Consider the following 12,327-nt stretch of genomic DNA (forward strand, 5'->3'; position numbering starts at 1 on the left):
CCTAGCTCACTCCCCCATTTCAAATCGAAGAAGGAATTTTATTTTGCTGATACTTACAAGAAGAACCGGCGAGACCCTTTGCATTGGTGAAGGCGAAAACAAAGTTGATGTCATGGTGCTAGGTGTCAAAGGCAACCAAGTACGCATTGGTGTTACAGCACCAAAAGACATTCCTGTTCACCGAGAAGAAATCTACGAGCGCATCCAGCGCGAACAGCAACTAGCGGGAGAAGCGGCGTAATGCTTAGTCACGAAACCATCCCGTCACAACACCGCCAACTGCAAGATCAAATAGCCGCTCAAACAGCGGCTTTTTTGAAGGCTGGCGGCAAGATTCACAAAGAAGAAATCGTAGAGGGCCGCGACTACCGACCTCAAGCAAGCGACTTTTCTATTAACGGCAAAGTTGGTAACCGCCTCAAGCTCAAACCAACTTTGCCCAAATCTAAGAAGGTGCAGTAATGGAAGAAAGCCCATCGCCACTTGATGAATACGGTTTGTATTTATCTGGCATGAGCATCCCAGACGTACAAAAGGCAACGGGCATTGCTCAATCAACACTTAGATTCAGATTCAAAAGGGCTGGAATTTTAAGAGGGAGATCGGAGGCCGTTCGTTTAGCTGGCAAGCAAGGGAAGCTTGGCGGTGGGACTAGAGGTAAGTCCCGCAAGTTTACCGATAAGTGGAAAGCGAATATTTCCAAAGCCAAAAAAGGCAAAGGCAAGGGAGCCTCTAAAAAGCAAAGTGGCTATATCGTCATAACAATGGGTGAGAACAAACATCGTGGCCAGCATGTTGTCATTATGGAGGAAATAATCGGACGCTCACTCGCTCCTGATGAGTGTGTACACCACATAGATCACAACAAAAGCAATAACGACCCAGATAATCTTGCTCTTCTCACTCTATCTGAGCACTCAAGGCTTCATGCTCTTGAGAATCTACCAAATCGCATTCGAGATAACCTAGGGAGGTTCACCTAATGAGAGGTGTGAATCGCGTAATAATAATTGGCACGGCAGGTAACGATCCAGAAGTGCGCTACATGCCATCTGGTGCAGCAGTAGCAAACGTCAGCTTGGCTACAAATGAAAGCTGGACGGACAAGCAGACCGGACAGAAGCAGGAAAAGGTCGAATGGCACCGTGTGGTGTTCATGGACCGTGGCAACTACCGTCTAGGTCAAATCGCAGGTGATTTCATCAAGAAAGGTTCCAAAGTATACGTAGAGGGTTCTTTGCGTACACGCGAGTGGGAAAAGGACGGTATTAAGCGTTACACCACTGAGATCATCGCCAACGAATTGCAGCTACTAGATAGCCGTCAAGACGATCAACAAGGGCAGCAAGGCCAAGGCGGTTATGGTCCACAAGGTGGGCAGCAGGCTCCACAACAAGGTTACGGCAACCAACCACAACAACAAAACCCGCAGCAAAGTGGATACGGTCAGCCTCAATCCTTCGGCTCTTGGGGCAATGCGCCACAGCAGCCACAAGGCGGTTACGGCGACCAAAGTGGAGGGACGCAGAACCGACGGGGCCCAGCGCAGCAACAGCAACAACGCCCAATGTCGCAGCAGCCATCCCCGCAGTTTGACGACTTCGACGATGACATACCTTTTAGCAAAGTCGGCAGTGGACGACGTTAAATAATTCACTGATCCATAACAGCCAATGAAGGGCCAGCGAGCGCAGCCAGCCGTAGACGCGCCCTTCTTAACTGCATACCCAGAAATATCTACACGGCAGCTTAGATGCGGAGGCCGCTCCTAGAGACAACCTCACCCCGCAGGCGAAGCAAAACCCACACCGCCAAGGAGTTTTAACCATGCCAGAAGCTACACAAGAATTCATACCAAAGACGAACCCAGCAACAGACACTGCTCAGGATATGTTTACAGCCGTCCTACATGAGCGCCTAGCCTCTGGAGCATTAGAGCAAGCGATCACTAAGCGCGTTGATAAACTGATCGAAGAAACGGCTGATGACCTGTTTCGTTCATACGGTGATGTTGGCAAAGCACTAAAAGAAAAGCTTTCGGCGTCCATCATGCCGCAGATTGAACGCCTTGAAGATCTGCCTGTTTACCATGATTTCGTAATGAACCGTTTGAAGCTGGCGGCACAGAATTTCTACGACTCGCGCCTAAAAGAAGTTGTCGATGCTGAGCTAAAAGAAATCATGACCGAGCTGCCAGAAGAAATCACGCTGTCGTGGCTTATCGAGAAGCTCATCGAAAGTGCACGCAAATACGATTATGCCCCAGAAGGTGAGATTACCCTGATTTTTGAAGAGCGCCCCGTGGGCGATTTCATCATGATTTACCTGGATAAGAATGAAGGAACATCTGAGCGAGATTGCGACGTTAGATTGCACCTCAGCAAAGACGATAAAACTGATAAATGGGAAATTCTAGGCCTTCGAGTTGATGGCACAGATAGCGGAAAGCACTTAAGCGTTGGAGCGCTATATGGCTTAGAAAAAATTCTCTTCAACATCTACGCAATGAAAGGCCAGATCGATCTGGATCAAGGGACTGATGCTTATGATTACGAAACTAGCTGGAGTGAATACTAATGTTTTTCAAAACACTCCAAATTTTCCAGCTTAAGGACGCTGCAAACATCGACCTTGCAGTGATCGAGCAAGCCCTTAAGGATCACCCGCTGCGCAAGATTGGCTCACAGGATGAATTCACGTTTGGGGCTTTGCCTCTGATTCGTAAGTCTGAATGTTGGTCGATTACCTCAAATGACTGCATGTTGTTCCGCTTTGGCAAGGAAGAGAAAAACCTTCCGTCGTCAGTTATTCGTGAAGAGCTAGAGGCCAAGGTAGCAGAGATTGAAGCCGTTGAAGGTCGCAAGGTTGGACGCAAAGAGAAATCTGACATCAAAGAAGAGCTGGTTTTCTCGCTTCGCCCTAAAGCCTTTTCAAACCTGTCTGATGTGTGGCTTTACATTGACAAGAAAGCCGAATTGCTAGTGCTCAATACGACCAACGGAGTCATGACAGAGCAATCGTTTAAGCAGTTACAAACCATGCTTGGTAGCTTCCCAATGGTTCCGCTGCAGGCGCAAGCATCGCCAGCTATGGTGATGACTGATTGGCTTATGAAAAACGATGTACCAGCAAGCCTAGAGACTGGTGATACATGCGACCTTCAAGACAGTTCAGAAGACCGGTCAACCATTAAGTTCAAGAAGCTTGAGCCACTTTCCGAAGATGTTACGCGCCACCTGGAGCAAGGCATGTCGGTTAGAAATATCGGCCTACGCTGGACGGATAAAATGTCCTTCGCTCTATGTGATGACTTAACTATCAAGTCGCTCAAGTGGGATGACGCGCTTAAAGAGCAGGCCTTCAATGATTCTGACGGCGGTGCTCAGTCTAGCCTAGATGCAAGCTTCTCCCTGATGTCGCTCACGATCCGCGACTTCTTTCAAAACTACTTTGTTCACTGGTTTGAAATTCAAACTGAGAACTAAGTCTTAAAGGTATTCACATGACCAAATCAGACAAACGCCTTTATATGTGGCTATTTGCTGCCCTAGTCGCAGTAATCCTACTCGCTAGCTGGGGTATCAAATACGCCGCAAATCGTTACACCTGCTATTCCAAGTGGGTGGATAGCTCCATCGAATCCAAATACACCGTCCGTGGTGGTTGCCTTGTGAACTACAAGGGTGACTGGATTCCTTCTGAAAACTTCCGTGTTAATTAAATCTATCTCAAAGGAGAGATAACCATGCTTGGACTATTCAAAAAGAAAGCTGCAGCCGCAAAAGTAACTCTACACCGTGTTGAAAACCGCGACCTTATGGAAGCCATCGTAGCCGGTGCTGTACTGGTTGCTTATGCCGACGGTGATTGCTCAAACGAAGAACTTGGCAAGTTGCAAGGCATCATCGAAAGCAACGACAACCTAAAGCACTTCGGTAGCGAAATCGGCACGACGATCGACAAGTACAGCAGTATGTACGAGTCAGGTAAGCGCATTGCCAAGATGAAGCTAATGAAAGAGCTTGGCGATGTTCAAGCCGACGAGCAGCAGAAAGTGGAAGCCTTCATTATCGCTATTGAAATCGCTGATGCAGACGGTGAGATCGATGAAGCAGAGCTAGCGGTACTGAAAGAAATCGGCAAGCAGTTCGGACTAAACCCAGATAACTACATCTAGTAGTTAGCAAAGAGCAATACGCGCCCACTGCGCAGTGTGGGAAGTCGGAACATTGCCCAGCTTGGTTGTCGGTGCGACATACAGACACCGCAACCATTCACCGACCGAGTTCCTAGTCTCGTAAAAAACTAGGGCATTTTGATTTGGTGTCTTGGAGCTATCTTTGGGTCCCCCGCTCTGGACGTGATGAAGAGACACCAATTCAAAGCGCCCAGCGCACCCTCCCAATAAACTTTAAAAGGTACTAACCATGGCAACACTTGTACAACAAGCGGTTGATGCCGCTATACGCCTATCCAATTACACACGCGAAGAAGCACACTCTAAAGGCCTGATCAATCAAGCCATTGATATTGAAGTGCAACTGCTTCAAGAGACTGCCGACAATGGCAAAACCCAAGAAGACCGCGACCGCGCCAAGCGCACTATTAACCAACTGCTTTGGAACAGTGGCCGCAAGTACACCTTTAAACCGGCTGACATGAAGGTGGCAGCATGAGCGATCAAGCATTATCAGCGCAACTTAGCTACTCAATGAACGGTTTTCGCCGCAATTTACATACATCTTTGGCTGAATTGAAAGCAACGGTCAAACAAATAGCTAACGATGACAGCATCGATGACGATCTACTTGATGATTTGATGGATACGGTTAACTACCTGATCTGCCAGTCAAATTCGGTTAACTGTGTCTTCATTGCTAACGATGAAACTTTCCAAGACATGTCGGACGTGTATTTGGTTCCTATTTGTGAAGAGGAAGACGACGAATGAACGTAGCCGAAGAAATCGCAAAGTGGCAGCAGACCGGCAACCATGCCCACGCCACGGACATCCTTTACCACTTGGCAAAGGTGTTTAGCTCACCAAGCCATGAGTCAATCGAGCGAATCCATGACGCAGATGTTGGTCATGGTTCTGGTGCACCGATCAAAAGCGGCTTGCTCTGGGCTGTGATCGATAGCCACGAAGCCAAGAACCGCGCCTTACATAAGCAAGTGGCGGAACTGCAAAAGCAGCTAGAGGCCAAGGCATGAGCGGCGAAATCTGGCTAACTCCACAAGAGTTCAAGCACGTAAACAAACATGAGTGCTTAGTCTGGATTTGCCACGACAACGACCACGTTGAGCTAGTGAAGTACCACCCGCCCTACTTTATTAATGGCTCAATCATCCACGAACTACTAATCAAGCGTGTGGCTCACATCGTGGTCCCGCAGGCGCCAAAGGAAGGAATCTCTCTTTATGAGCAAGTTTGATTTTGTCGAAATACCGAAAGATCACTGGCCACCAAAGCACAGTGATCGACTTGAGAAAGTGTTTAAGTCTTCTGACTTCTTGGTTCAGCAATACCTAGAGCCCACCGGCCACATTCGTTTGAGCGTGAATAAAATTAAGCGTAAGTCTGGTGCCTGGGAAGAAAACATTACGTGGGATCAGCTACAACTCATAAAGAGCAGAGTTGGATTTGAAAATGATTGGGCTGTTGAGGTCTACCCCAAAAGCTCAAGCGTGGTGAACGTGGCCAATATGCGCCACTTGTTTGTTCTTACTGATAAACCAGCGTTTGCATGGGGGAAGGCATGAAACACAAACCAGTGTGGCGAGTAAATATAGGCGACCCGATCCCAGTGGATAGAAAACCGCGTGCGGGGGTTTTGTTTAACCACGGCGAGCTGTGCAAGCAAGTAATAAGTGGTGAGTGGAATTTCGTAGTGCGTGGATACCCAGGCTCCGTTGCCGCCTACGAAACCACCCGAACTAAGCCAGCCAAGTTTGAGCGGGTGGATTGCTTACGATGCGAATGTACAGGCAAGGATATTGTGTTCATTGGAGGCGAAAACTTCATGTCTTCATCTTCCACCACTTGCCAGCATTGCAACAGCAAGGGCTACCGATTGGAGCGTATCTAATGAAGGCGAGAATCGAAAAGAAATTAAGTAAGCGATTAGTTGAGCTGCTACCAAAAACCTATAAGCACGCTTGGAAAGATGATTCGTCAGAACCAAGTGATTTGGCTTACGATCAGGGCTCTTGTGTTTCTGGCTTAATGTATGTTGGTGGCGGGGTCGATTACTGGGGTGAGGGGCAAGATGCGTACACGGTATGGGAAGACTTTGACATGAACTGGCCCTGGCTTTTTGATTTTGATCGATACCCTCAAGGCCATGAGTTTGAGCACTATCCCTGTACTGATGGATTCAAGAACACCACCATTAATAAATTCAAGCATATCAGGAGCCTAAATTTAAAATGAACAAAGAACAAATCAAGGCGCTTGCCCTAGAGCATGGCTTTAAATTGAAGCAGCAGCCAGACGGCAGCATGGACCTTAACCCGTATGTGTATGAGTTTGCTAAGGCGCTCGCTAATCCTTGGGTTAGTCTAAGTGACTCAGTACCTCCGCGTGGAACTTTCCTTGATCTGATTGATAAGAAAGGGAATCGACGAGTTAATTGCGTTTACATGCCTGCCCTTCAATGTTTTCGCAGCAAAATAGCCAAAATAAATATTCCCGTTTCTGACTTCACTCACTGGGCGATTGTAAAAACTCCATCTGAATTGGAAGCTACCGATGCTAACTAAATGCTCACCAGTAACCATGCGCGCCAACCTTGAAAATGTAGAGGTGCTTAAGAAAGCCGGTATCGACTTTGTAGCTGTTCCAGTACGTGATGCCGAACACAAGAAAGAGTTGCTACAGCAGTCAATGCAAACGCTAATCGATATGGAGAAGCAGGCTAATGACTCCAAATAGTTCAGCTAAAAACATGATAGACGCAGATGGCATCCAAATTGAGCTTGGATCAGTTCTTGAAAAGATTGAGACTGGTGAAGTCGGTGTAGTCTCACAAGTTGTGAAAGAAGGTGATTTTCAGCGCACTATGGAGCAAGTAGGTGACATATTTGTTGAAGTAATTAGAGGCTGTTACACCGTAACTTCTTTATATGAAACTTGGCGTCATGTACCAAAAGAAAAGCAAACATTCGATCAACGCTACCGCTCATGGTTTTACTCTGAAACCAATCACGATACAGAAGAAGATTTTTACGTTTACAGCATAATGAAGCTAGTGGATGACAATCTTTATGATGAAGATAGTTACCCGCTCTATTTCCAAGATGCCCTAAAACTAATGAGCATTCAGCTAACTAAGCTTGAGGAAAAGGTTAAGCTGCTTGAAGGAGGGGAAATCAAATGAACTGCCCTTACTGTAATTCTGAATTGGTTTACTCTGACTATTTCGGACGTGTAGCTGCTCACCAAGATGGCACCGTGGCTGGCGACATTTACCGCTGCCCTATCGGACAAGAAGGTGGCGAATGTGAGTCAGCCGTCTTTCATGTTGCTGGGAGTTTTTTCGCTTATCGGAGCGACCCAGAGAATCTACATGATGGTTACCCATGTTAAAAAGCAAAATGCCCCCATGACCTTAATCGGTTGTGGGGGCATTTTTTTATTGGTATAAATGCGCATACGCTGTCATAGCCTTTCACTTTAAGAAAACTAATGTGGGGGCATCCATGGGGGCACATATCAAAACCGAAATAAAGAACACCAGCAATAGCAGCACTTACAAGCCGCTTTTCGAGGGAGCTTAGCTCCACCAATCATCTTTTTCTACCCCTTAAAAACTGCGCAAGTTTCGGGTCGATCTTTTCCCCTTTTTCGCTAATATGAGTCTGAATTTATTAGCGTATGTGTATTTTATGTCTTACTCCCGTGACTTTCAGCGAATCCAGCAAGCCATTGAATTTATTGTGGCGCAAACGCCGGCACAGCCGTCCCTTGAAGAAATCGCCAATGCCGTTCATCTAAGCCCATATCATTTTCAGCGCATGTTTCAACAATGGGCGGGAGTATCGCCGAAAAAGTTTATCCAGTTTATCAATCTCGAACGTGCTAAGACGTTGCTTGATCAACACAAGACGTTGCAGCAAGTCGCTCTAGAAGTGGGCTTATCTGGTAGCAGTCGGCTGCACGATTTATTTGTTTCCATCGAGGGCATGACGCCTGGGCAATATAAGTCTGGCGGCGCTGGCCTAGTCATCTACTATCAGTTTTATGACACCCTATTCGGCCCTCTTTTGATTGCCTCCACAGAGATCGGCATTTGTCATATGGCATTTTGTGAAGATAAAGACGCCGCTGAGCAGGAGCTGATGAGTTTCTTTGCGAGTGCTACTTTTAAACAGGAAGCCCACTCTCTGCATGAGCAAGGCCTAAGCTTATTTGAGCATTCTAACAGCCAAACACAGCCCATTCGCTTGCATCTCGCTGGCACGCCTTTCCAGCTAAAGGTTTGGCAAAGCCTGCTCGCGATTCCGTCTGGACACCTGACCAACTATGCGCAAGTTGCCCAACATATTGGACAACCCAAAGCCGCTAGAGCCGTGGGCAGCGCCATTGCCAAAAACCCAATCGCCTATATCATTCCTTGTCATCGAGTGATCCGAAATACGGGCGAACTGGGTAATTATCGTTGGGGAAGCCTGAGAAAAACCGCCATGATTGGCTGGGAAGCCGCACAGCTAGACAGCGAACAAAACCATGATAAATGATTTATTTGCCGAGCAAACAGACACTATAGAACTACTGCCCTACGATGGCTCAGTGCTGTATCACGGAGCAATCCTCATACAAGCACAAGCTGACGACTACTTTGAGCAGCTATGGCAGACTATTGCTTGGCAACATGATGAAGCGGTGATTTATGGCAAACACATTATTACCAAACGCAAGGTGGCATGGTACGCAGACCAGCCATTTACCTATACCTACTCAAAAACCACCAAGACGGCTCAACTTTGGACACCGCTCCTTTTAGAGCTCAAACAACTGGTCGAGGCACACACTCAAGCCTCCTTTAACTCATGCCTATTAAACTTGTATCACGATGGTTCGGAAGGCATGGCTTGGCACAGCGACGCGGAAAAAGAACTTGAGCAAAACGGCACCATTGCGTCGTTAAGCCTAGGAGCAGAGCGCAAGTTTTCTTTTAAACACAAAGACAGCAAAGAGACTCGCTCTGTTCAACTAGAACATGGCAGCCTGTTAATCATGCAAGGCCGCACTCAAAGCCACTGGCTGCATTCTCTTCCCACTACTAAAAAAGTTCACAGCCCTCGAATCAACCTGACTTTTCGCCAGATTCGCACCGTATCAGCACAGTAGTACATTTGTTCCATTTGTGACGGGTTTAAAGCTACGTCTGCCCTAGATTTTGTGATAGGGTACACGCACCTTTTTATATGATTGAGTAAGGGAAAATGGGTAAAGAAATTGTTTTAACCGGTATTACGACGTCAGGCACTCCTCACCTAGGTAACTATGTAGGTGCCATCCGCCCAGCTATCGAAGCTAGCCGCCGCGAAGACACTGAGTCATTCTTCTTTTTGGCTGATTACCACGCATTGATCAAATGTCAGGATCCAGAGCGTGTGAAGCAGTCTCGTCTTGAGATCGCCGCGACCTGGCTTGCTTGTGGCCTAGATACCGACAAAGCAACTTTCTACCGTCAGTCTGATATTCCTGAAATTTCTGAGCTGAACTGGCTACTGACTTGTGTGACCGCAAAAGGCCTGATGAACCGCGCCCACGCTTACAAAGCCAGCGTTGATGAAAACGTTAACAATGGCCAAGATCCAGATTTCGGCGTGACCATGGGCCTATTCTGCTACCCAGTGCTAATGGCAGCAGACATCCTAGCCTTCAATGCTAATAAAGTGCCTGTGGGTCGTGACCAAATCCAACACATTGAAATGGCGCGTGACATCGCCGCTCGTTTTAATCACCTATTTGGTCACCACTTCGTGCTGCCAGAAGCCGTAGTAGCCGAAGACGACAGTGCCATTCTAAAAGGTCTGGATGGCCGTAAGATGAGTAAGAGTTACAACAATACCATCCCGCTTTTTGACACAGAGAAAAAGCTGAAAAAAGGCATCAACAAGATTGTGACCAACTTACTTGAGCCAGGCGAGCCAAAAGATCCAAACGGTTCTACCGTGTTTGATATCTATAAAGCCTTTGCAACGCCTGAGCAAACCGCAGAAATGCGTCAAAAATTTGCCGATGGTATCGCTTGGGGCGAAGCCAAGAAGGAACTTTTTGAACTGATCAATGGTCAACTAGCTGAGCCAAGAGAAAAATACCTTGAGCTTATGGCGAACCCTGCCGAAATCGAAGCAGTTTTACAGGCCGGTGCTGAAAAAGCCCGTGCCCGAGCACGAGCTCTGATCTCTGACCTTCGTAATGCAGTAGGTTTGGTTAACTTCGTCTAACTTTTTGGAGAAACGACGTGAAATCAGCAGTTTATGCCTTTTTAATGGCATTTGTTTTAGTCATTGGCGCGGGCGGCTTTGCAGCCGATGCCCACGCTAAAAAATTGGGCGGCGGTGGCAGCTTTGGTAAAAGCTACACCACTAGCAAAACCCCAACCAGTTCAAGCGCAACCAGTGGCACTTCTAGCACCAACACTGCTGCAGCGGCAGGCACTGCTACTAAAAAACCAGGCATGTTTGGTGGTTTAGCGGGCGGTCTGTTAGGTGGCTTGTTGGCGGGTGGCTTGTTTGCAGCCTTGATGGGCAGTGGCGCGTTTGATGGCCTAGCCTTTGGTGACATTTTACTATTCGCTGTGATCGGCTTCTTGATCTACAAGTTCTTCTTCGCGAAAAAACGTCAAGCTGCTCAAGCAGCCGGCGCACAAGGTATGTACCGTGAGATGCCAGACTCTACTCGCGACAACGTACAGCCTTCGCCAATGGCCGGTATGTCAGGTTTCGGCGCACAGCCAGAGATCCAACTACCACCAGGCTTTAACGAGCAAGCTTTTATCGCCGAAGCTAAGAATCACTATGTGACTCTGCAAAAAGCGTGGGATGACAACAACTTCGATGAGATCAGTGACTACTTTAGTCCAGACCTTTGTGATATGTTGCGTCAAGAGCGTGCAAAATACGGTACAGATAAAGCTCACACAGAAGTCGTATCTCTAATGGTGGACTTGGTTCGCGGTGAGTTTACCGGTTCGACAGCGTCTATTTCTCTACGCTTCACTGGTTGGATCAAAGAAGGTGATCAGACGAGTGAAACCAACGAAGTATGGCACCTAGAGAAAAGCCTAGAAGATGCACGTGGCAATTGGACCATTGTTGGTATTCAACAAGACAACTAATTGTTACTTAATTTATCAAGCCAATGCGCCGCATTTCGTCTATCCTTGCTTAGATAAACGAACGGCGCATTGGTGCGTATCATCGGATTGATATAGGTTTAAAGCACATGTCTGAATTAGCGACAATCAAAGATGCAGGAAAACTGCCTGCTGAAAGTAAGAAAGGCGAACTGTTGCAGTACCTTACTTTTAAACTATTGGATGAAACTTACGGCATTAACGTAATGCAGATTAAGGAAGTGCTGCGTTACAGTGAGATCGCTCCAGTTCCTGGCGCTCAGTCTTATGTGCTTGGCATCGTCAACCTGCGCGGTAACGTCGTCACAGTAATCGATACTCGTGTACGTTTTAGCCTACCTGAGTGCACCATCACAGATGACACTCGTATCATCATTATCGAGCACGATGGTGAGCAAATCGGTATGCTAGTCGACGCCGTACAAGAAGTCTTCTACCTGTACCAAGGCGAGATCGAGCAAAGCCCAAGTGTGGGTAATGACGAAGCCCTAATGTTCATCCAAGGTGTTTACCAGAAAGATGAAGAGCTAGTGATTCTTTTGGATCTGAACAAAATGATCGATTCAGACAATGAGCAACTTGCGATTGGCATGCTCTAATCTTTAGCTAGATTCTTGACTAGTCCTGATATAGGTTGACACTTATTCAGGCTCTAAAACGCTCGATGAACTTCATCGGGCGTTTTGTATTTTAAGGCCATATGTGGCCGACTCTTATTATAGCTTTCTACCGACTCCGATATCATTAGCCTGGCCTCGCATAGATCCTTCGGCTTAATGATCAAGTACTCATTTTTAATGATGCCATTCACTCTTTCCGCCAGCGCATTCTGATAGCAATCGTAGCCATCAGTCATGGAACACTGAACGCCATGCTTTTCATGGAGCTGTTGGTACTGCTTAGAGCAATATTGAAGCCCTCGATCTGAGTGATGCACAAGTAATTGAGCGGTTCTCGT

The 12,327-nt window shown here is 47.1% G+C and carries 24 protein-coding genes; 23 read left to right on the forward strand and 1 reads right to left on the reverse strand.

What is annotated here, in order from left to right; all coding sequences use genetic code 11:
• The first annotated feature begins 43 nt into the window (after window positions 1-43).
• From csrA to ACOSVP_RS06805, 23 genes are all read left to right on the forward strand, one after another.
• Window positions 44-241 (forward strand): carbon storage regulator CsrA, encoded by a 198-nt coding sequence (gene csrA / locus ACOSVP_RS06695; RefSeq protein WP_487346715.1) that lies wholly within the window; start codon window positions 44-46, stop codon window positions 239-241.
• On the forward strand, window positions 241-462 hold the full coding sequence (locus ACOSVP_RS06700) for a hypothetical protein (protein WP_487346716.1): 222 nt from the start codon (window positions 241-243) through the stop codon (window positions 460-462). Before csrA ends, ACOSVP_RS06700 begins: the two co-directional genes overlap by 1 nt.
• Window positions 462-983 carry an HNH endonuclease signature motif containing protein gene (locus ACOSVP_RS06705; RefSeq protein ID WP_487346717.1) on the forward strand — a complete coding sequence of 174 codons (522 nt, stop codon included), beginning with the start codon at window positions 462-464 and terminating at the stop codon, window positions 981-983. The genes ACOSVP_RS06700 and ACOSVP_RS06705 overlap by 1 nt, the downstream gene beginning before the upstream one ends.
• Window positions 983-1,648 (forward strand): single-stranded DNA-binding protein, encoded by a 666-nt coding sequence (ssb, locus tag ACOSVP_RS06710; protein WP_487346718.1) that lies wholly within the window; start codon window positions 983-985, stop codon window positions 1,646-1,648. The genes ACOSVP_RS06705 and ssb overlap by 1 nt, the downstream gene beginning before the upstream one ends.
• A gap of 179 nt (window positions 1,649-1,827) precedes the next feature.
• The gene (locus tag ACOSVP_RS06715) at window positions 1,828-2,577 is read left to right on the forward strand and encodes a hypothetical protein (protein ID WP_487346719.1); all 750 of its coding nucleotides are present in this window, start codon (window positions 1,828-1,830) and stop codon (window positions 2,575-2,577) included.
• Window positions 2,577-3,485 carry a recombination-associated protein RdgC gene (locus tag ACOSVP_RS06720; RefSeq protein WP_487346720.1) on the forward strand — a complete coding sequence of 303 codons (909 nt, stop codon included), beginning with the start codon at window positions 2,577-2,579 and terminating at the stop codon, window positions 3,483-3,485. Before ACOSVP_RS06715 ends, ACOSVP_RS06720 begins: the two co-directional genes overlap by 1 nt.
• A gap of 17 nt (window positions 3,486-3,502) precedes the next feature.
• Entirely contained in the window at window positions 3,503-3,721 is a 219-nt protein-coding gene (locus tag ACOSVP_RS06725) for a hypothetical protein (protein ID WP_487346721.1), read from the forward strand.
• A gap of 24 nt (window positions 3,722-3,745) precedes the next feature.
• Window positions 3,746-4,177, forward strand: a complete 432-nt coding sequence (locus ACOSVP_RS06730; RefSeq protein WP_487346722.1) for a tellurite resistance TerB family protein — start codon at window positions 3,746-3,748, stop codon at window positions 4,175-4,177.
• Window positions 4,178-4,427: 250 nt separating this feature from the next.
• A complete protein-coding gene (locus ACOSVP_RS06735) occupies window positions 4,428-4,676 on the forward strand; it encodes a hypothetical protein (RefSeq protein ID WP_487346723.1) in 249 nt (82 codons plus the stop codon).
• On the forward strand, window positions 4,673-4,951 hold the full coding sequence (locus tag ACOSVP_RS06740) for a hypothetical protein (protein ID WP_487346724.1): 279 nt from the start codon (window positions 4,673-4,675) through the stop codon (window positions 4,949-4,951). The genes ACOSVP_RS06735 and ACOSVP_RS06740 overlap by 4 nt, the downstream gene beginning before the upstream one ends.
• Window positions 4,948-5,214 carry a hypothetical protein gene (locus tag ACOSVP_RS06745; protein ID WP_487346725.1) on the forward strand — a complete coding sequence of 89 codons (267 nt, stop codon included), beginning with the start codon at window positions 4,948-4,950 and terminating at the stop codon, window positions 5,212-5,214. Before ACOSVP_RS06740 ends, ACOSVP_RS06745 begins: the two co-directional genes overlap by 4 nt.
• Window positions 5,211-5,435: a hypothetical protein gene (locus tag ACOSVP_RS06750; protein WP_487346726.1), complete on the forward strand. Its 225-nt coding sequence runs from the start codon at window positions 5,211-5,213 to the stop codon at window positions 5,433-5,435. Before ACOSVP_RS06745 ends, ACOSVP_RS06750 begins: the two co-directional genes overlap by 4 nt.
• Window positions 5,422-5,763 (forward strand): DUF7694 domain-containing protein, encoded by a 342-nt coding sequence (locus tag ACOSVP_RS06755; RefSeq protein ID WP_487346727.1) that lies wholly within the window; start codon window positions 5,422-5,424, stop codon window positions 5,761-5,763. The genes ACOSVP_RS06750 and ACOSVP_RS06755 overlap by 14 nt, the downstream gene beginning before the upstream one ends.
• Window positions 5,764-6,088: 325 nt before the next feature.
• Window positions 6,089-6,433, forward strand: a complete 345-nt coding sequence (locus ACOSVP_RS06760; RefSeq protein WP_487346728.1) for a hypothetical protein — start codon at window positions 6,089-6,091, stop codon at window positions 6,431-6,433.
• Entirely contained in the window at window positions 6,430-6,762 is a 333-nt protein-coding gene (locus ACOSVP_RS06765) for a hypothetical protein (protein ID WP_487346729.1), read from the forward strand. Before ACOSVP_RS06760 ends, ACOSVP_RS06765 begins: the two co-directional genes overlap by 4 nt.
• Entirely contained in the window at window positions 6,752-6,934 is a 183-nt protein-coding gene (locus ACOSVP_RS06770; RefSeq protein ID WP_487346730.1) for a DUF1382 family protein, read from the forward strand. The genes ACOSVP_RS06765 and ACOSVP_RS06770 overlap by 11 nt, the downstream gene beginning before the upstream one ends.
• Window positions 6,921-7,379, forward strand: coding sequence for a hypothetical protein (locus tag ACOSVP_RS06775; RefSeq protein WP_487346731.1), 459 nt, complete (start codon window positions 6,921-6,923; stop codon window positions 7,377-7,379). The genes ACOSVP_RS06770 and ACOSVP_RS06775 overlap by 14 nt, the downstream gene beginning before the upstream one ends.
• The gene (locus tag ACOSVP_RS06780; protein ID WP_487346732.1) at window positions 7,376-7,588 is read left to right on the forward strand and encodes a hypothetical protein; all 213 of its coding nucleotides are present in this window, start codon (window positions 7,376-7,378) and stop codon (window positions 7,586-7,588) included. Before ACOSVP_RS06775 ends, ACOSVP_RS06780 begins: the two co-directional genes overlap by 4 nt.
• A gap of 299 nt (window positions 7,589-7,887) precedes the next feature.
• Complete coding sequence (locus ACOSVP_RS06785; protein WP_487346733.1) at window positions 7,888-8,739, forward strand: bifunctional transcriptional activator/DNA repair enzyme AdaA; 852 nt, start codon at window positions 7,888-7,890, stop codon at window positions 8,737-8,739.
• Window positions 8,729-9,352 carry an alpha-ketoglutarate-dependent dioxygenase AlkB family protein gene (locus ACOSVP_RS06790; RefSeq protein ID WP_487346734.1) on the forward strand — a complete coding sequence of 208 codons (624 nt, stop codon included), beginning with the start codon at window positions 8,729-8,731 and terminating at the stop codon, window positions 9,350-9,352. The genes ACOSVP_RS06785 and ACOSVP_RS06790 overlap by 11 nt, the downstream gene beginning before the upstream one ends.
• Before the next feature lie 95 nt (window positions 9,353-9,447).
• A complete protein-coding gene (locus ACOSVP_RS06795; protein WP_487346735.1) occupies window positions 9,448-10,458 on the forward strand; it encodes a tryptophan--tRNA ligase in 1,011 nt (336 codons plus the stop codon).
• 17 nt (window positions 10,459-10,475) lie between these two features.
• Window positions 10,476-11,351, forward strand: coding sequence for a Tim44 domain-containing protein (locus tag ACOSVP_RS06800; protein WP_487346736.1), 876 nt, complete (start codon window positions 10,476-10,478; stop codon window positions 11,349-11,351).
• A gap of 107 nt (window positions 11,352-11,458) precedes the next feature.
• Window positions 11,459-11,968 carry a chemotaxis protein CheW gene (locus tag ACOSVP_RS06805; protein ID WP_487346737.1) on the forward strand — a complete coding sequence of 170 codons (510 nt, stop codon included), beginning with the start codon at window positions 11,459-11,461 and terminating at the stop codon, window positions 11,966-11,968.
• Window positions 11,969-12,021: 53 nt separating this feature from the next.
• On the opposite strand, the gene ACOSVP_RS06810 is transcribed toward ACOSVP_RS06805, so the two are convergent.
• A partial coding sequence (locus ACOSVP_RS06810) for an integrase core domain-containing protein (protein WP_487346738.1) occupies window positions 12,022-12,327 on the reverse strand: 306 nt, incomplete at its 5' end.

Source organism: Marinomonas sp. HM11-D (assembly GCF_057626615.1).